This window comes from Tunicatimonas pelagia, assembly GCF_030506325.1.
Classification (GTDB): Bacteria; Bacteroidota; Bacteroidia; order Cytophagales; family Cyclobacteriaceae; genus Tunicatimonas; species Tunicatimonas pelagia.
Window position 1 is genome coordinate 1913553 of record NZ_CP120683.1, and the last position, 19378, is coordinate 1932930.

General features: G+C 45.2%; 17 protein-coding genes. 6 read left to right on the top strand and 11 right to left on the bottom strand.

Annotation, left to right across the window (positions count from 1 at the left end):
• Positions 1-32: 32 nt before the first annotated feature.
• The 7 genes from P0M28_RS07980 to P0M28_RS08010 form a co-directional block, all read right to left on the bottom strand.
• On the bottom strand, positions 33-1007 hold the full coding sequence (locus tag P0M28_RS07980) for a nucleotidyl transferase AbiEii/AbiGii toxin family protein (protein ID WP_302209228.1): 975 nt from the start codon (positions 1005-1007) through the stop codon (positions 33-35).
• A gap of 1 nt (position 1008) precedes the next feature.
• Positions 1009-1749 carry a DUF6088 family protein gene (locus P0M28_RS07985; RefSeq protein WP_302209230.1) on the bottom strand — a complete coding sequence of 247 codons (741 nt, stop codon included), beginning with the start codon at positions 1747-1749 and terminating at the stop codon, positions 1009-1011.
• A gap of 131 nt (positions 1750-1880) precedes the next feature.
• A complete protein-coding gene (locus P0M28_RS07990; protein WP_302209232.1) occupies positions 1881-2654 on the bottom strand; it encodes a hypothetical protein in 774 nt (257 codons plus the stop codon).
• Between the two features lie 33 nt (positions 2655-2687).
• The gene (locus tag P0M28_RS07995) at positions 2688-3395 is read right to left on the bottom strand and encodes a PD-(D/E)XK nuclease-like domain-containing protein (protein ID WP_302209234.1); all 708 of its coding nucleotides are present in this window, start codon (positions 3393-3395) and stop codon (positions 2688-2690) included.
• 129 nt (positions 3396-3524) lie between these two features.
• Entirely contained in the window at positions 3525-4163 is a 639-nt protein-coding gene (locus P0M28_RS08000) for a hypothetical protein (RefSeq protein ID WP_302209236.1), read from the bottom strand.
• 78 nt (positions 4164-4241) lie between these two features.
• Positions 4242-4871: a hypothetical protein gene (locus P0M28_RS08005; protein ID WP_302209238.1), complete on the bottom strand. Its 630-nt coding sequence runs from the start codon at positions 4869-4871 to the stop codon at positions 4242-4244.
• 570 nt (positions 4872-5441) lie between these two features.
• Positions 5442-5819 (bottom strand): helix-turn-helix domain-containing protein, encoded by a 378-nt coding sequence (locus P0M28_RS08010; protein ID WP_302209239.1) that lies wholly within the window; start codon positions 5817-5819, stop codon positions 5442-5444.
• Between the two features lie 146 nt (positions 5820-5965).
• Between P0M28_RS08010 and P0M28_RS08015 the strand changes: the two genes are divergently transcribed.
• The gene (locus tag P0M28_RS08015; protein WP_302209240.1) at positions 5966-6199 is read left to right on the top strand and encodes a hypothetical protein; all 234 of its coding nucleotides are present in this window, start codon (positions 5966-5968) and stop codon (positions 6197-6199) included.
• A 161-nt stretch (positions 6200-6360) separates the two neighbouring features.
• Here the strand turns inward: P0M28_RS08015 and P0M28_RS08020 are convergent, their stop codons facing one another.
• Positions 6361-7164, bottom strand: coding sequence for a DUF3560 domain-containing protein (locus P0M28_RS08020; protein ID WP_302209241.1), 804 nt, complete (start codon positions 7162-7164; stop codon positions 6361-6363).
• Positions 7165-7480: 316 nt separating this feature from the next.
• Positions 7481-7948: a JAB domain-containing protein gene (locus tag P0M28_RS08025; RefSeq protein WP_302209243.1), complete on the bottom strand. Its 468-nt coding sequence runs from the start codon at positions 7946-7948 to the stop codon at positions 7481-7483.
• Positions 7949-8472: 524 nt separating this feature from the next.
• Between P0M28_RS08025 and P0M28_RS08030 the strand changes: the two genes are divergently transcribed.
• From P0M28_RS08030 to P0M28_RS08050, 5 genes are read left to right on the top strand one after another with little or no spacing between them, the layout of a single operon-like run.
• Positions 8473-9930 carry an SAVED domain-containing protein gene (locus P0M28_RS08030; RefSeq protein ID WP_302209244.1) on the top strand — a complete coding sequence of 486 codons (1458 nt, stop codon included), beginning with the start codon at positions 8473-8475 and terminating at the stop codon, positions 9928-9930.
• A gap of 11 nt (positions 9931-9941) precedes the next feature.
• Entirely contained in the window at positions 9942-11099 is a 1158-nt protein-coding gene (locus P0M28_RS08035) for an SMODS domain-containing nucleotidyltransferase (protein ID WP_302209246.1), read from the top strand.
• A gap of 8 nt (positions 11100-11107) precedes the next feature.
• Positions 11108-12922 (top strand): ThiF family adenylyltransferase, encoded by a 1815-nt coding sequence (locus P0M28_RS08040; RefSeq protein ID WP_302209248.1) that lies wholly within the window; start codon positions 11108-11110, stop codon positions 12920-12922.
• Complete coding sequence (locus tag P0M28_RS08045; RefSeq protein WP_302209250.1) at positions 12915-13442, top strand: Mov34/MPN/PAD-1 family protein; 528 nt, start codon at positions 12915-12917, stop codon at positions 13440-13442. Before P0M28_RS08040 ends, P0M28_RS08045 begins: the two co-directional genes overlap by 8 nt.
• Positions 13443-13460: 18 nt before the next feature.
• The gene (locus P0M28_RS08050; RefSeq protein WP_302209252.1) at positions 13461-17720 is read left to right on the top strand and encodes an NACHT domain-containing protein; all 4260 of its coding nucleotides are present in this window, start codon (positions 13461-13463) and stop codon (positions 17718-17720) included.
• Here the strand turns inward: P0M28_RS08050 and P0M28_RS08055 are convergent.
• Together P0M28_RS08055 and P0M28_RS08060 are read right to left on the bottom strand one after the other, a co-directional pair.
• Positions 17717-18583 carry a nucleotidyl transferase AbiEii/AbiGii toxin family protein gene (locus P0M28_RS08055; RefSeq protein ID WP_302209254.1) on the bottom strand — a complete coding sequence of 289 codons (867 nt, stop codon included), beginning with the start codon at positions 18581-18583 and terminating at the stop codon, positions 17717-17719. The two genes, P0M28_RS08050 and P0M28_RS08055, sit on opposite strands and share 4 nt — an antisense overlap.
• Entirely contained in the window at positions 18584-19375 is a 792-nt protein-coding gene (locus P0M28_RS08060) for a type IV toxin-antitoxin system AbiEi family antitoxin domain-containing protein (RefSeq protein ID WP_302209255.1), read from the bottom strand.
• Positions 19376-19378 lie beyond the last annotated feature (3 nt).

Genomic DNA, 19378 nt, shown 5'->3' on the forward strand with positions numbered 1-19378 from the left:
AAATAACAATTTTTAGAAACAAGATTTACGTTTCAACCGATATTCCAAGCTACTTGTTGAAGGCGTTCTTCCACCATTTTTAGCGTAACGACTAACGCTTCTTCTGGTGGCAACTCGCCAGTCACCAACTCTCGGAAACTGGTATTATAGGTAGTACTGAGTTGCTTCCAGGTATCATTAGGGCGGGCAAATATCATGGCCGCGGCTGGGTGTTCCGGTATCCAATCGTTGTTGTTTTTGTATCCCACCATATCATCACGTCCCACTTTGATAAGCATCTCGTCAAAATCGCTGCTGTTGAAGAAACTCATGACTTCCGCATCCTTCAGCATTTGATGCAAGTCGTATACGTGGCGAATTTTGTTACGCAGGTCGTTGATCGGGTCGGGTGATCTTGAGAAACGAACTAATCCCATCACCTTCTCACAAAATGTCCTGGTTTTGCCCAGTACCTGAATATCGAAGGGAGCCATATTGTACTGCTTGATAAGCTCTTCTTGTCCTTTCGCTTGCATCATTTCACTGATGTAGCAACTCACCGGCATACTGGTATACGGCTCAAAATTACCTAGCCACGTAGCCTCGAGTATCACCTGCTCGCGTACCTGCCCGAAGTTTCCGTCGTAGATTTTGTCATACTGGTGAACCGTCTTTCGGATATTTCCCCGCTTGTTGGTCAAACCTTCTACCGCAATTTCCGGAAGTACCTTCTCGACGACTTTGCTGACGGCTCGTATTTTCTTTTTGAGCTGATTATCGTTTTCGCCGGTGTTTCTTAGCACGACCAAATCAATGTCCTCCGAAAACCGCTCAATAAGTTTGAAGCATTTGGAAAGGGCGGTGCCTCCCTTGAAAACTACTTCGCTGGCTATGTCGGAATGGAATATTTCGTACAAGGCTACGGTCACCCAGTAATCTTTTTCTACGTAGATTTCCCGGATACCAAGCATTTCGGCGGTCGCTTGAATGGCATCCTGAAGGAGTTCCTGGTTGCTGTGAAGATTCATATCAGTCAATATTCCATTGGGTGACCGATGGCAATATCGTACTATCTATTCCGAGTTCGTAGCTGCTCAACGGATTTAGACTTTCCCTGAGCGTAGATGTTTCTTTGCTCTTCTTTAATGCGGTTAGTAGTGCTCCGAGAAGTGCCCGGGTCCGAGGGGGGTACTTACGGGCGTATTTTATCAGTTGTGACCGCTCACTTGCGCTCAGTGTTTTAATCATACGCTTGAGTTGGATAATCGCTGACCTTTTATCTAGATCAGGTATCGTCTTGAAGTCTTTCAGGGCATCCAGTATCTCCAGTAGACGATAGTTTTCGTTGGTTACGTCTACGTAACTTTTTACGGGTTTGACTGACATCTTACCAATCTTGGTCGTTACTCGTTTGGCTCTACTGGCTACCTTTATTGCCTTAGGAATTTGCGTAGTCAATCCCATCCGATTGTAGAGTACGTCTCCGGTAATGTAAGCAATACGCTTCTGCCCCTCAAACAAATAAGGTCGCAGAAGCTCCTCCTCGCGGGGTCGTAGCTCGCCGAAGGCAGTTTGCTTAGGCTTATAAAATACCCCGGTGGATGCTCGTTTAATAATTCCCTGACGAATAAGACGCTCGATGGCCTTCGCGGCCGCGCTGTACTCCGATGGAGCCAGGCCCAGGTTTTGATACTTAAACGTAGTACCTTCTCTTAGTCGGATTACGCTCTTCTGTATTTTCTCGGCTACACTCATCCGTGTCTGATTCATTTTTCTGGTAGACTAAAGCTAAGAAATAAACGTAGTTTTGTCAAGTATTTCGCGCAAAATACTTGACAAGACAATGCTCTAGACTTTGCTTAGAATAGGGCTGCGCCTATCATCAATAGATTGAAGATAACTCAATGGATGGCTTCCGCTCGGTGGTTACTGCGGCGTTTTCTCTCTTGGATGCACCGCTCACAATCCCGCTTGTAGCGGGATAGCTGCTGGTAGGTATCGGCTTTAAATCCGCAAGTAATACACATCCGGTTTTCGGTGACCAGCTTTAGTTCTTCCTGGTGGGTTCGTTGCTGCTTGGTCAGCGTTTGTTGCAATTTCGTTAGTGCTTGCTTACCTTCCGTTAGTTCATCGTTACGTTTGGTAAGCTGCACTTGCAGAGTGGTACGGGCTTCGTTCGCCTGGGTAAGCTCTTGGTTAAGGGTGGCAACTGCTTGTTCAGCCGTTTGTAACCGTTCGTTGTCTTCTTGTTGTCCCTTCAACTCCCGCCACTTCCCGACGAAGAGGTACACGAACAGGTAGTTGATGACGGCAATCAGCAAACTAAATAACTGACTTACGAAGATGTCCTGTCCGGTCTTCTCAAAACTCCAGGCATCGAAGAACAATGTCGTGATGAAGTACCCCGCTACGGCGAACAACACGGGGAATGCTTGGTGGACAAGTTTGCTGTTGGCCGCCGTCGTGAGTATCGTTAAATGGATGGCAACACTCAAAAACCACGCAGCTGCTTCCCGTTGCCAGCCTACGAGCGTCTCCGGCAGTTGGGTAATCAGCAGGGCTTGGCTTTCGTACACTAAGTAAGCGTACATCGCGAACATCCCGATCATAATCGGAGGCAGGGTAAACAGACTTTCGGCAATCTTTTCAAAAAAATTATGGATACGCTTTTCCATGGGTTTAGGTTTTTGAAGAAATGGATGATGGGATTAAGGATGAGCCAAGTAGCAGATGGATGGTTCTTTTAGCTTATTGCGGGTGGGTTGGCGGTTGTTGGAGTAGGTGCCACTTTCATTACCCCGAGCGTAATAGATGGCTTCGTACAAATCTAGTTCTTTCACCTTCCGTAACAGATGATGGTACTTCCGCCTTCCTTCGACGATAAAGGGGCTGGTCGCGCACTTTTGGACAAAGAACAAACGCTTGGCTTTCTTGCTCACCCCGATGAGGCAGATACGCTGCGCGTTGATGCTATCCGCGTAGAATGCCATCTGCCGGTCGTAGTGATACATCCGACAGCAGTTCAGAAATGCCGGTAGGTTCCGAGCGGAGGTCGTCTTAAAATCAACCACTAGCGGAGTGCTATCCTGTCGGTCAACCACCAAGTCCAGTTTACACTTACAAGCGACCCTCGTAGTCGGCTCCTGCCATAGCACGACCTTTTCTTTTTCGCTATCTTCCAATAGATGCTGGCAATACTGATTACCTAATACGGTGCGGTACATCCGATAGAGTAACGGAATATCCAGTCCATCGCAGCTTTCGGTACGGAATTTTTCCGGCTCCAGTAACAGTTCGTGAAACACTCCGCCAAAACGGAAAGCCGTTTCAGGTTTTTCGTAAGGAGTTCCGGTTATGATGTGCATCGCAATGGTCAAATCGCTGTTGCTAATGCGGGGGAGTTGATAGTAATCCATAACTTGGGCTTGGGCTTGGGCTTGGGGCTGGGTGCGGGGAGCTGGGCGGTATTCCGCTTGGAGTAAGGAGTAGAGCAGAAAAATATAATTAAGATTCTCGTACTACTCTCTGCCCCAAGCCCCCGGCTCCTAGTGATAAACAGTTTGCTGCTTTTGGAAGATCATTAGGCCGGGAATATGGCGTTCGCCGGAGCGAATGGCTTGTCGTACCTTTTTCTCATTGAGCATCAGATACTCACGCGGTACGTTCGCCAGATTCTGTGCCTCGAATGTCCAGACCTTGCGGACTCCCTCCGTGCTGTGTTGGGCAATGGCGATCTGCCGTTTGAATTCGCTTTGCTGTCGCAGTGCCTCAACGTCGCCGTCTTCGGCTTGCAGTTGGGCGCGTTCCCCCTCGTCAATCCGGTCGAGTACGGCTTGCTGTTGGGCGGTAACTTTGGCGTTGAACTGCTGAATCAGTTGGTCAGCGTGAGCAATCGCTTTTTCTATTGGGGCAACCAGTTCTTTCTCTTTGGCTATCCACTGTTTGGCCTTTTCTTGTAAAGGGGTGGTGATGGCTTTACGAGCGACACTCACTTGTTTAATTAGTTGTTTGCTCTCCCGAATGACGGAAGAAACAATGGCTTTATCGCTTTCGTCATTGACTACTTCTACGGTGTCTATGACCCGTAACAGGTGCTTGATCTTACGATTGATTTCACTTTCGAGATGGGTAACTACGTGTGTAGCGGGTGATACAGCGCGTGAGGTTTTACGTTGGATAGACATTACTCGATAAATAGAAGGTGATGAAAAAGGGATGAAGAGAAGGAGGGCTTAGCCTCCTTTCCGAAACAAATGATCGTATTATCCGAGCGGATACTCACCATCGTAGATTTTAGGTAAATCACAGGAAGTTTCCCCAACGAGCGTTTCTATCTCGGCGGAGAGTGATTTAGGGGGACTGGCGATTACTGAATAATCGGTATTCAGTCCGTCGCCTTTCTTTTCAATCGTCAGATCGTAGCCGGAAGGATGACCATACTCTTCGCTATCCACGTAGCTTTTTAGGGCTTTCAGGATAGACTTCTGAGTGATTTCCAGCACTTGCAGCCGTTCTTTCTGGTAGTTGTACACCAGTCCGGCCACGAAGTACTTTTGCTTCTCCAGTTCGCCGTCTTTGTTGGTACGGGCATCGCGGTTAATCATTTCCTCTAAGGAAAACTCGCCTTCGCTTTCTCGGCGACGGTAAGGTTTAACGGTTTCGGTTCCGTCCTCTCGTTCAATCTTACCGAAGAAGACAAAGCCTGAAATGGGGTTACCCACGAAGCGAATACGGTTTTTGCCGGACTCAAACTTCATATACTGGTTACGCTTGTCGGGTATTTCGTGCCCTTGCTCAAAGAAGTTGATGTAGTTTTCAGTGTCTACTAATGCAGTAGCTTCGGCTACGGTAGCTTGTCCGTTTTCTGCTTTGATACTCTTTACTTTTGCCATGATTTCTACATTTAAAGGTTAAAAGAAACGTTATTCGGCGGTGCACCTACCTGATTAACTATACTACTAATATACAACTTAAATACGTATATATCTAGCATGTTACTACATTTTATGTATAACAAAACCGTGAATTTTGACCCATTTACGCCTTATTCCTTGTATTATTTAAGGTAAATCTCGCTTTATAAATCGCTGTTTTACGAAAAAAATACGTGCTTTATCATGTTTTGGCATTTCCTTTGCACACCGGGTGTCGCACACCGCAGTTAACCGTACCCCCACGAAAAAATGTATTGCCGGGGGGATGGTCGGACACCGCTGCCAGCCGTCCCCCACGCCAGTGCCGTAACCCGCCGGTTCAAACGGTCAAGGGCGAACGAGGCAAAGGCGGTGCGGCGGGAGTTCGGTGTCCATTCCATGGGGGACCTTCCCTTGAGGGTTTGAGATTAGCCTGTGCGAAGGAAGGCGGGTTAACTTTCTAAGATGGAAGGTGGACGACCATCCTGCGTAGGGATAGGTCAGCCGGTGCGGGCGATTTATCCTTAAAAGACTTCTTACAAAATCGCCTTACTGTTCTTGACACTGAGCGAGTTGCTCGCGTAATTCTTGGTTGTGAGCTTCCAGCATCGTAATCTTCTGCTCTAAGTGCTTGATGTGAATGGTCTGAACGCTGGAGACCGCTTCCGCCGTAAGGGGTACCGGTTCGTCGAACATGGGTACGTCATCTTTGAAGTAATAGTTGACGTTAACCTGAGGGTATATTCGTAGGATTTCCGCGAGCGTTTCAAAGCTGGGTTTGGCTTGTCCCTTCTCTATCTTGTAGTATTTATCGGGTCGGTTAAGTCCGAGCCGTTTACTGATTTGGTAGGCATTGGTGCCCAACGCCTCTAGGACTGCTTTAAACTTTTCGTGGACGCTCTTCGGGTTATCATGGTCTTTGGACATGCGATTACGTACTTTTTTCCACTAATTACTGCTTTCTGTCGATACTTCATATCGTTTTGAGCTTTTTATGCTTTTGTTGGTACGTCGCCTCGGAAAAAAGTAAGGCTTTCTATGGTCTTGATTCTTTCTGATGTTATGCTTGACCTTTGATTTGGGATCAATCAACATTGGTTGAAAATGACCACCACCTTAGCCTGGATTCTATCGGTGCGGAGCCTTCCACCGGAACCATTGAGGGGCAGCGTGGCCATAAAACCCTTCAGAATGACCGGGCTTACGGAGGGCTATGTGTCAGGATCAGCCCGGTGCTCTTGGGGGGGTGGAATGAGGTAGCAAGCGACGGACTGGTTTGGGTGATCATGCGTTGCGAAAGCGAGTAATCATTTGAGGGCTGAGCCCGGCCTTGCCGCGAAATGGGTGCTGGCTTTCGCATCGGGAAAACTACTGCTATCATTTTTAGCTACTCCGCTGAAGGGTGGGTGGGTTCTGGATATCAACTATACCACTTGAACAAAAAAAGGGAGCGTGCGCTCCCTGTTAACTATTCTCCGCCATACTGACCAACGATCTTCTTAGCCTGATACATCGCTGCACTGCTGCGGTGCCGTTGCCAACAGCCTTGTTGCCGCGACCATCGGAAGCCGTGCTGCTTGAGTTGCGCTCTTACTTCGGCGGATGGTTTGTCCGGGAAGAAGATTTGCAAACGGTTGTGTTCTACACTATCAACTATTGTCACTTCACCAATCGTCCGTTCGCTGGTCTGTTCGCCTTCGGCCTTCTCTAGCTGCGCGATGCGTTGCTTAATGCGCCGGATGTTGGCGTTGTTGTTAGACAGTTGCCAGGTCTGAAAGCCTCGCTTCTGGTAGCTATACTGCGGATTCAATAATCCGTGAATGATTGAGGTACTGCATCCATACTGATCTTCCAACTGCTCGGTGATCTGTGCATCGGTAAGCTTCTTGGACCGGCAGAGCCGGTTGATCGTCTTCATCCATGCCTGATGACGTTCTAAATCAGCGAGTCGTTGTTTGAGTTTCTGAATAGCTTCCGGATCGTCACTGTAAATAGTACGATCATTCTCAATGGTCTGGACTTTGTCTTCGTAATAGCGAGCCTTACCGTCATGCTCAATTGACTTTCGCATGTTGTTGTCAATGCGCTTCAGTGCAGCGCGGTGTCCTCGTTCCGAATGGTGACCTACCAAAATAGGTTGTCCCATCGGAATACGGTCGCCAATGCTTCGGGCGGCATCGTAGCGTTCTTCGGACTGCTGCCGGTTTTTGTCCGCTAGTTCTTCGTAGCGTTCCTTGCGAGCCTGACGGCGTTCTTCAAAATTAGATTTCATAATTGAAAAGATTTAAGTGATACCTAGCCACCTTGACCAGGTTTTGCCTACCCCGCACAAAACCGCTAGCCTAAGTCAAGGGCGGAGAACACTTTACGGAACGGCGGAGAAGTGAGAAGGCTAAATTGTTTACCGGCGTAGCTTTACCCTTGACTTTCGCGTAGTCGGGCTTTGTAAATTTGCATGTACCTGTTCACGGTGACGTACCTTCATCTACTCTATTGAGCAAGAGAGCTGTCATTAACAGCCTAGAACCTGCTTAAACCTTGGAGAAGGCATCGTAGTCTTCGGTAGAAAAGTAATTTGAAAGGATACCCTAAAGTATCCCTTCGTCAGCAAACGAGTAGTGGCCTTCGCTGGTAATGATGAGATGATCCATCACCGGTAGATCTAGAAGTTGCCCGGCGTCTTTGAGTTTACGAGTTAGCCGAACGTCAGCCTCGCTGGGAGTTAGGTTGCCCGACGGATGATTGTGCCCCAGGATAATCGAGCTGGCCAAACTTTTTAAGGCGGCTCCGAATATAATCTTAGGATCGGCTACCGTTCCGGCCACGCCCCCGGTAGAAACCGGTATAACCCCCAGCACTTGGTTAGCCCGGTTGAGTGCTAAGACTTTGAACTCTTCCTGCATATCTATCGTGTCGGGGTTCCAGTTGGCCTGGAAGACAAGGTAGGCATCGTCCGAACAGGTGATCTTAGGACGGTAGGCGGATGGAATAGCATTGCGGTAGGTGATCTGTATTTCGGATACTTGGTTGAAAAGCGTAAGTTGTTTGGTAGGCATGTGCTATCGGTTCGGGTGAAACATTTGATATGCTTCCCCCTTCGTGAATAGCATTATGGAGCCCTAGTGCGGTTGTTACCAAAAGGAAGTGGCTTATACTTGCTCGGGATGACGTAATCGCTTTATGACGAACTCTTTTGGTAACAACATTTGCCTGTTCACGACTTTTGCATTATCAAAGGAGTCACCGTACCAGATAACAAATGGCTTCTTTTCTTAATAGAGCGAGAGACAAGAAATCCTAGAGGTTTTTAGGAAGGATCAAGCTATATATCATGCAGAACTAACTCAAAACGTAGACACCTCTACTACTCTTAACTGAAGAGTTGACTATAATTACCTAAGTAGTTGTACTTGAATTAAGAATGTTTTGCTGTGAAAAGGAACAAAATAACTGCTCTCAGTGTAATTGTTTAATAAGATAGTCCGCAAAGTAAGTATCAGTGAGCAGATCAGTTATAGCTAGGCAACAGGGTGATGCCTATCAAGCAAAATTTTTTTGGTTAAAAGCGTGCGACGTCTTAATGGACGGTTCTAACACCATAGAAAAGATTTGTTGGGAAATGGACGGGGCAGGAGGTTTCGATGATATAGTCCTTCTATTTATACAACCTCAATTAGATAAGAGCACCGGCAATAATTACACACGAGAGTATTATCAAATAAAATTTCACGTCAACCACAGCAAAGCGTTCTCTTGTGATGCCTTAGCTGATTCCTCCTTTATTGGCAACAAGTCAGAGTCTTTGCTACAAAGGGTTCAAAATCTTCGGAAATCGCTAGGTAATCATAAGGACGATGCTTTATTTTTTGTTGTCAATACTTGGGGACTGGATAGTAACGATCGAATTGGTGAAATACTCGATAGTGATGGGACTATAATTCTAGATAAGTTGCTCAATCCTGGCCCTAAAAGCAAGCTTGGTAAAGTACGTGAAAAATGGCGAACTCACTTAGGGCTGAAGACTGATGAAGAGTTAAAAGAAGTGCTTTCCCCTCTACGTATTGTGCATAGTTACTCTGGGTTCAATTCCATTGATGACACTTTGAATGACCGTTTACGATCTGCTGGGCTTATCCCCATCTCGGCTCAAGAAAGGACAAACCCTTACGAGCAACTGATACAGAAACTACATGCTGAGGGAAAGAATGAGTTCACGAAACAAGAACTTTTCGAGGTCTGTAAGCAAGAGGGGCTTGTAGCTCCTCCGCCCTCTACAGGAATACATGCAGTGGGAATCAGAAGTTTTGTAAAAGGCGCGGAGAACCTTGAAGAAGAAGTAGATGATGTATTGTGCCTACTAGAGCATTTTGATAATCGTAGGCTTGTCGATGGGGTAACTTGGGAAGGACATATATACCCCTGCTTGTGTGATTTCGCAGATTCCACGTTGGCTCAGCAAAAGCCAATCCAAGTGCATATTGACTCTCATTTAGTTTTAGCTTTTACACTGGGGTACTGCTTAGATCCGAAGTACGGAGCAGATGTGTCTGTCGTTCAAAAAACAAGAAATGGCAAAATCCTGTGGCAACCTAACACAGATGAGCTGGAGTATGATAAGCCTCAGTGGTCTTGGAATGAACATGTGATTGAGAGTGAAAATCTGGCTACTGATATTGCCTTAGCGGTTAGTGTTACGCAAGACGTGTTTCAGGATGTCGAGTACTATGTATCAGAGAACTTGAATTCAGTAAGAAAAATCATTGAAGTATCTATTCTTCCCGAACCCACTAATACGTCTGTTAAGGATGGCACTCATGCCTTAAATTTAGCTCAGAGACTGATATCAGGAGTTAAAAAACGGCGTACTATCTCAGACCGTAGAGGAACGATACATTTGTTTATGGCAGCTCCGGCAGCAGCAGTACTGTTTATGGGGCAGCATGCGAAAACTCTAGGCAGAATCAAAATTTACGAATACGACTTTAGTGGCTCTGAGCCAGGAGCATATACACCAGCACTAAATTTTCCTATCAGTTAATCCTATTTTGTATGTACCTACCGTCTTATTTTAACGATTTCTTGTCAAATATTCGGCTGTCTCCAAATCAGAAAAATGACCTAATTAAAGGCCATAAGACCTTAGTCAAGCGTTTGAAGGAAGATAAAGACCTAGCCCCCTATATAGTAAGTATATTTTTACAGGGAAGCTATCGTAGGTATACTGCTGTTGCTCCGGTCAACGGTAAACGAGCTGATGTTGATGTAATTATTGTAACTAGGTTTGACAAAAATAGCGTAACACCAGAGCAGGCTATAGAGAAGTTTATTCCATTCGTTGAGAAGCACTACAAAGGAAAGTATGAAATTCAAGGAAGGTCAATTGGCATTGAACTCTCGTATGTAGATCTAGATATTGTGGTGACTGCTGCACCCTCTGAAGCAGATGAAGAGCTACTCAGATCAGAGAGCGTAACAACAATGTTGACTCTTGAGGACTCAATTGTTGCTCAAGATTGGAAACTTATTAAATCTTGGTTGGAGCCAGGACACCGATCAGGCGACCTAATTGATATTCAAAAGAGCTACAGTGAACAGGCAGAGTGGAAAACGGAGCCTTTACATATTCCAGATCGAGAAGCAAATTGTTGGATTGATACTCATCCGCTGGAGCAGATCCGCTGGACGCAACAGAAGAACAAAGACACGAATGGACATTATGTCAATGTCGTTAAATCGTTGAAATGGTATCGTAAGATCAATCTTGTGAACTTGAAGTATCCTAAAGGTTATCCCATTGAGCATATGATAGGCGATTGTTGCCCAGACGAAATTTCTTCTGTTGCTGAAGGTATTATGTTAACATTAGAAAACATCGTCAGCAGCTATCAGACTAATTATTTAACTGGACAAGTGCCTACGTTACCGGATCGCGGTGTTCCCGATCACAACGTATGGAAACGTGTTTCTATAGAAGACTTTAAATCCTTCTATGATAGTATTAAAGAAGCGGCAGTCATAGCCAGAAAAGCATACGAAGCTGATACAGTAAAAGAAGCAGTTGCGAACTGGCAGATTCTCTTCGGAAAGAAGTTTCCCGATGCACCTGACGATGGCAATAATGATAGTGGCGACTCAACTACTAATCCGTCAGGCGGGTTTTCTAGCCGAAAGAATCCGACAATTATCGGAGGTGGTAGATTTGCCTGAGAAAAAGTATGGAAGTTACGCAAGAAATTCTTGCTGGCAGACGCAGTCTTGAAAGCGTAGAGGGCTACCGCCTTATTGAAGACGTAGACTGGAATGAGGGTATTCAAAGATGGACAATTCGGTTTTCTCTAGCCCTTGATCTACCCCCAAATGAGTATATAGCAAGCACCACAAACTGGTATCTTGTTCTAGAGTCCTCGTACCCTAAGGGCGCTATTAAAATCTATCCTGATAAAGTAGGTGGTATTACAGCTACGTTTCAGCATCAGAACATCAACATATCTAACTCTAAATACGCTTGGCGAACTGGAGACATATGTGTCAGTACAGGGGTCAAAAGTATAGCGAGAGGATCGTTTGATACTGAGCCCTCTAGCGCAAACGCAAGGTTATCATGGTATGTCAAGCGTTGTAGAGAGTGGATACTTGCCGCTGCTAAGAATAAGCTTTCGCTACCAGATGACCACTTTGAATTGCCTGATTTCTCTGTCGTACGTTCGGTCAGAATCGCTTTTACAAAGGATGTATGTGCGCTTGCCAGTTGGCAAAACGTACCCTCAATATTTGGATTAGCAACATTAAGGCACCTCGGCAGATATCAACTCTACGTGATAGAAGCTTTCTCTTCCAGACAAGATGGTAGATTTCTAGAAGCGTTATGGGGAAGAAATATCAGTCATAGTATCGCTAGTAATAATGGTAGTAGCGAGGTGAAAGGTGCTTGGATATTATTTAATAGCGTTCCAGTCATGGCCCCTTGGAAATCGCCACAGAACTGGAAAGAGTTGGTTTGCGTCGCTAAGAGCCAGGGTATTAGTTTGCTATCTATACTTATAAGCATTTATACTAACCAAAAAATCAGTATTCCCTCATGGCTCCTAATAGGTTTTCCTATACCGGCTACTATTGGAGTACCTCCTAGCCAAATACATTGGCAAGCGTTAGAATTACCGACTCTACCCAAAGTATCTGGATTTCGCCACGCTAGTCCTCAAGCAGTTAAAGCAGCCTTATCCGTACTAATTGGCAGAGAAAAAGAACTAAAGTGGATAGCTACTGAAGACTGGTCACAGGAAAGTATCGCTGCAAGAGGTACTATAGAACCTTCCTTCGCTCAGCAGTCAATACTGCTGATTGGTGTAGGCGCTTTGGGATCAATGCTAGCTGAGGTTTTAGTTCGTTTAGGGTGTATAGACATAACTTTGGTTGATAACGATATAGTCGAGATTGGAAATATGGCCCGCCATGTTCTTAGCACCAACGATGTTGGTCGCTTTAAAGCAGAAGCACTTGCAGAACATTTGAATAGAATAATACCCCATGCGAACGTTAACCATCATAGTCAATCGGTTCAAGATTTATTGCAAAATAATGGGGCTAGACTACAGGAATTTGATACGGTGATAGATGCTACAGCAAGTGATGATGTTATAGAATTTCTCGATGATCACTTAGACAATGAAGACAAATTGTTTGTTTCTGCCTCGCTAGGAATGAGAGCGAAGAGAATATTTTGTTTCACATCTTTTGCTCAAACCGAGATAGCTAAGCAGTTTCACATAAAAGTCTCACCGTGGTTAGACAAAGAGGTTACTGAAAACCAAGGAATAGATTTGCCTAGAGAAGGAATTGGCTGTTGGCATCCACTCTTTCCAGCGCGGTGTGACGATGTGTGGATGCTGGCTAATGCTTGCGTTAAAATTATAGAAAGTAATTTTAAGGGAGCGAGGAAACCTACATCAGAACTAATTATCCTAGAGCAAAAATTAGGTGACTACGGTTTTAGTGGTATAGAAGTGATAAAAGAAAGTGCTGATGAATAATACAGAATTCTGGTCTCCAGACCGTCTGTTCGGACTAGTGATTTCTAATGAACAGGTAGAGAGAATCATTGCAATAGCCAAAAGAGCCGGTAATTGTGAAACAGGCGGCGTACTCATTGGTTGCTATACCGAAACTCTAGATTGTGCTTTACTTACTCAAGTTGTTGGGCCAACCCAAGATTCGACTGCTGGCAGAACTTGGTTTAGAAGAGGCATAAGGGGTTTACAGCCCTTGATTGACTACTACTGGAAAAGCGAGCATAGTTACTACCTTGGCGAGTGGCATTTTCACCCGTTTGCTCCACCGACCCCTAGTTCTCAAGACCTTAGACAAATGAAAGATATTGCATGCTCACGCAGCTACAATTGTCCAGAACCTCTGCTATTGATTATAGGAGGTGATCCTGAAGCAGATTATATTATCAGAGCATTTGTATTTAAACAAAACGATGCTAAGCAACTGTGCTATCATAGTGAATTACATCAGATAATAGCAGGTGACAAAGCTACCCATTGTTGATTCTTGAAATAGACTACTTTGAACATTACTCAACTAAATACCTATAATGCCTCACCCGAAGGAGCTTTTGAGGCTATATGTAACCAACTTTTTGAACGATGGATTCATCGAGAGTACGGAGAACAAGTGGGCGTTTTTTCAGTAGTCAATGGAGCTGGTGGTGACGGTGGAGTGGAAGCATACGCCCGCCTTACGACTAATGACATCATCGGCGTTCAGGCCAAATGGTTTCCTACAGCTATTCAAAGCAGCCAAATCAACCAGATACGAAAATCGATTCGTACTGCACGCTCGAACTATCCCAATATTAAGCGATATATCGTTTGTGTTCCGCGAAATTTTGCGTCTAAGAAAAAGACGAAGTCCGGTAAGGAGGCTCGGGACTATGAAGAAAAGCGAGTAACTGGCCTTATCAGTGAGTTTACCAATAGTAAAGAAGACTTTCTGGTTGAGTTTTGGAACGAGCACAGATTGTTGAGTGAGCTTCAAAGAGCGGAGAACGAAGGTATTCTAAAATTCTGGTTTGAGATGGAGGTACTTTCGTCAACGTTGTTTGAACAACGATTCGAGATCGCAAAGCACGGATGGCTAAGAGAGAAATATATCCCTAAGTTACATTGCGAAGGTCATATCCAAACGGTTGTGGGGGCATCCGTTAGACGTAGGTCGTATCTGTTACGAAAAGCGAATAATGTACGGCAATGCTGTGAAGACATTAATACTACAATCAAACTTATTGACCGCTATTGTGAAGCGCAGGATAATAGTACTCCGTTATTTGCAGATTTGATCCGAATTAAGGAAAACTTACAAGATTTTTATAACATTCTCTCCTCATTATATCCTTCTATTAGTCAGCAGGGGTTCGTTAGGTGGCCGGAACCGCAAATTGAGGAGGTGGACATTTGGCCAACTAGATTGGCTTTGGGCGAAGTTCAACCAGCCCGAGCATTACAACGATTGCATGGTCGCCTAACGGTTCAGCTAGAGAGAATGCATCAGCTCCATCTTAGTCAGCTTGTATCTCACTGTATTCACTTCAATACTCCTTACAACAGTGTCATCTGCGGAGATGCTGGTTCAGGGAAAACGCATGGACTAGCCAAAGCAGTAGAAAGCAGTATAGCTGCTGGGTATCCAGCGTTGATCATAGAGGCAAAAAATACACCCGCCGAAAGCTGGGCATCTATCATGCAAAGTGCCCTAGGTGGTTTTGCTAACTGGAGCGATAATGAGATATTTTCAGGACTCGAAGCCTCAGCCCATAGATGCGATGTAGGTATTGCAAGTGAAAATAAAAACATGGCCAAATCGAACGTCCTAATTTGTGTCGATGGATTAGACGAAGCTAAAGACAAAGCTGCATGGAGGGATCGCATCAACGAAACTAGAGCTTGGATTGACTACTACCCTCGCCTCCGATTTATATTTTCAGTGCGATCTCATACTTTACACTTTACAGCACTGAAATCTATAGATAACGAGGCGGACAGCACAGTTAGAGTCGAGCATCTGCCAATGGAAGGTGATGTTCCGGTAAAAGATCTTGTTCCTAACTATTTTGAACACTACAGAATTACGTACTCATATGTACCTTGGATTGTCAATGCTTTTGACAGCCCTCTAACGCTCCGACTATTCTGCGAAGAATATCAAAATCAGGAACTCACTAACGACAATCTCTCACCAATTATCGGTCTACGCTCCTTAATCAAAAGAAAGTTTAACCGCATCCAGAATGAATTTACTAACAGCCATAGACTCCCTCAAAGCAGTGCCAATCAAGTGTTTTCTAGAGTTATACAATTAATAGTCAGCCTTTTTCATGAGGAACAAACCATAGAACACGACCGTCTTCGCTCCCAGATATTGGATGCAGCAAGCAATTCTATGGGTGCACCAACAGTAGACTGGCTTCTAGATAGCCTCACGGCTCATGGCATTCTTATCGCATCCGTTGACGAATCGCCGGATAGCTTTGATGAAACCGTCACCTACGCTATTACCTATCAATCCTATATTGACTATTACATTGCTATTAAGCTAGTGAATGAAATAGTTGATTCCGGAAACAAGACTATGCCTGACCGACTAAAACAGCGAAATGATTGGAATACAATGAGTTTGGTAGCTACAGGATTGCTATCTGATCATGGTATTCTAGTAGGTGAAAATGACTATTGGGTTCATGATAATTTGTATCCAGGCCATGTTGTTAAACTTCAATACGAAGCACTAAGCCATTGTTCAGGAGAAATAGTAAGAAAGTTCCTTCCTGAAATTAGACAAAAGATACTGGCATCTTACCCAGCTAGTAACCAAGCGATAGAGTGGTTTTTAATACCTAACCTTTACCGAAAAGACTTATCACTCGGATTAACTTTTTTACACCCACTTTTGTCAAGATTTCCCTCTGCATATGAGCGAGATCTGGTCTGGTCAGTAGATACGTATGAGTTTTCGCACGATAACACAATACCGAGCCTACTGGATGGTTATGAGCTAGACGCTACGCAGACCTATGATCAGCTTCCCCTTTTGTTTGCTTGGAGTTTTACGTCGGTTGACAACGTAAATAGAGAGTATTGCCGAGAACAAATGCTGAAGTGGGCCTATCACCGTCCGGAAGAATTCATCAAGCTTCTAGACCTAATGTTTTTTTGTGGCGACCCTCAGGTACAAGAAGACTTCGCTTTGGTAATGTTCGGACTCGCTAGACTTTTTAACAAACCAAATCTAGGTATCGCACCGCTGACCGCCTGGGTGCTGGAAAATATTTTCGATACAGATAAAATAAAGGATATAGAAGATATCGTAGTAAGACACGGAGCGCGAGTAGTCGTTGAGCGGGCTAGCCTACTGGGCGAATGCGATTCAAAACACCTTACTTTAGCTCGTCCACCCTATACGCACGATGACCGATGGTTAGATCTAGATTTTTCAGGTGAAGTTGGTGTTGACGGCGAAAGATATCCTCTTGTGATGGATTTAGCTTGGTATACGATTAAGAAAGCATATGATAAAGTATTAGATGATTCTGATCTCGCAGAGGACTTCCTACGAGAGTATGAGCAAAAGTACGGAAAGGAGCTAACTCCACATGAGTGGGCTATGTCAGCAGCTATTGCTTATATGAAGCAGTTAGGATGGCACCACATTGCGGGGCGCGGGCATGCTGCATATTCCGGTAGCCACGGTTCGCAAGCTGGCGTGTCTTCTATAGAGGAAAAGTATGCTTGGCTAGCTGTAAGGAAATTACAAGGCTTTCTGACAGACCGCTTGCCATATATGTTTGACGACAGAGTTCTGAGACAGATAGACGATTACAGTAGGCTTGCCAATATTGGCTTCCCAGAAATAGGTGACAGAAATTCTGTCAACCAGAATAGGTACGCAAATCCATTACTAGAAAACAGTTCCTTTTACCCGGAAGACATAGCCAGTGAAATCGCTGTTTCTGAATCAGATGTACTAGCTAAGGTGGAGAACTGGGTGCGTACAGAAAATACTCCTGACTTCGGTCGGTGGATAGAAACTGATTTTTCAGACATATTTACTGGAAATCCGCCGATTCAATGGACTAGCTTGTATCAAGATTCTCGTTTTACCGAAGAAAACAATCTTAGCGAAACGCATCTAACATTTGTAGCATTGACAATCCAGCAAAGCCGCTGGGACGATCTGCTCAAAGCGTTTGATGGAGACGATCTTCAACACAACAAAAGTATGCTTGATAGCTCTCGCTCTCTGCTATCTTCACCAGACACTCACACGTATGCATCTGTCAAAGATTGGGTATGGATGCACTGGATTAAAGATACTTACTCGGAAATTGAAATTTTTGGTGGCTTTGAAAGGCTTACACTGCATAAAACGGTATGCGAAGTTGTAGAAAACTCTCAAAACCTCGGTGAGCAGTACTTCTATGTTCCCTCCAGAGCGTTACTTAGCGGTCTCAACGTTTCAGAAACCGACTACGTAAACTTCTGCACTAAAAATGGAGATAAAATAGGTCTCGCTCATAGCGTTAAAAGTGGCAATCCAGATGGCGAGCAAAATTTGCTATTCGTAAAGAGTGACGCTCTTCAGCATTACGTTGAGAGCGTAGACCGAAGAATGTTGTGGTTATGCTTCGAGTCAAGGGGTACTACTGCGTATTTCAGAGAAAATATAAGTAAAGATCGTTGGCCAAGCCGCTGCCGAATATGGCTGGTATGGAAGCAGGATAACGAATTTAAAAGTATCCAGTATCATGAAGGTAGGTTTTTCAATGACTAGGCTGACGTAAAAATCTTTTTTATAAGTGCTGCCAATTCTGTTCTCACTCGACTATACTCCGGCAATTTATCGCCCGGAATCTGATGTGATAGGCTATTCTTCCAAGCGGCTTGTAAACGCTTATCGTTTTCGTCATTGATCATTTGCAATAAGCCGGTAAATATCAGTCCTTTGAACTTCACCTTTTGGTGAAACGCTGTGGTGATAGCGGGCCAATCCAGGTCAGGTACACGATGAGCCAAATACCAAATGTCGTAAAAATCGCGCGGAGCGGTGTAGGAGCGTTGGATCAGGGCGCGTAGCTTCTCAGCTAACACTTCCGATAGCGAGTAGCAAGGCACTCGCTCGGCCGCCGGTGATAACGCATCGGAATAAGCATGATGCACCGGACGCTCTTCGATAGGAAACACCATCGTTTCGTACGAGATGGTCTCTATCTTGATACTGGTTCGCCAGCGATGCGGCGGTGGAGGCGGCTGATTACGCGGATGGTCCGCGCCCCAAAACTTAACCGTAGCGGCAAAACCGGTCGGGCGTTCCTGGTGCCGAAGTACTTTAAGCTGCTGTAGATGAAGCGACATCGCGGTGCGTTCGGTCACTCGGCGCATAATCTCAGTCAGCAGCTTTTCGTCCAGTCGGAAGTCAGCATTGACTGCCGTGAAGTCCAGATCTTCCGAGAAACGGTAGTTTGGAAAGTAGCACTTCTTCAGACAGGTGCCGCCTTTGAACACCAGTTGCTCCCGACAGACAGGAATAGAAAAAATAGCATCCACGAAGTGACCTAACGCCCAGTCTTTGTCTATGGTCGTTTTAGCTACCCCTTGCTGTTCAGCCACTGTCGCAACTTCTTTCTGCCGAATCATTTAATACACTTTATCACAGATAGACAAGATGGCTTCCTCACTCAGGTTCATCCGTAGCCTCCAGTCGGCTACAAAGGCTCCTTCCTCCGTCCCCTGAGGGTCGAAAAGATTGTATTTCAGATTCACCTGCTGTTTAGCGTACCGAATAAACTTCTTCATCCCTTTCTTCTCTAACAACTCCGCCAAATAACCCATCCGTTTGGTAACAGCAATATTCTGCACGGATTGGCAGTACGTAATCATCTTTTCAGCGTCGACTTCTGCTTCGGCAAAGGCCCGCAGCAGTTCGGCGTATCCCCCGGAGTACTGCGGCAAATCAAAACAGTCGACCAGCGTCTTTTCTACATCCGTTATTGAGTAACTCGCACTACCGTACCCCTGAGATTCATATCCTAGTATCTTCCGGGGGTTCACCTTCACAAACTTATAGTCTACCCCGAAGATACGTTTGGCTTTTTTTTCCTGGGAAGTCTGCACGAAGACGGTATTGGCAAATTGTTCGGTGAGTCCGTGTTGATTGAGGGCCGACCAGTAAGCAATACCACCGTCTTTTACAATAAAGCTTCCGATGACCAGTTCATCCCGGAAATTATGGCGGCAGTACTTGCCCCGCTCAATGCGAGAAAGTAAGCCCTTCTGCACTAAATTCTCGACCGTTTCATTGAGTCGATCTACCGGCCCTACGATCTCTTCAATCGTGTCCAACGCAAAGAGTAAGACCTCGTAATCGTCCAGTAGCTTAAGAAATTCCACCTGGTTTTTCGCCAAGTGAGTAGATTGATAGGTTCCCATTCT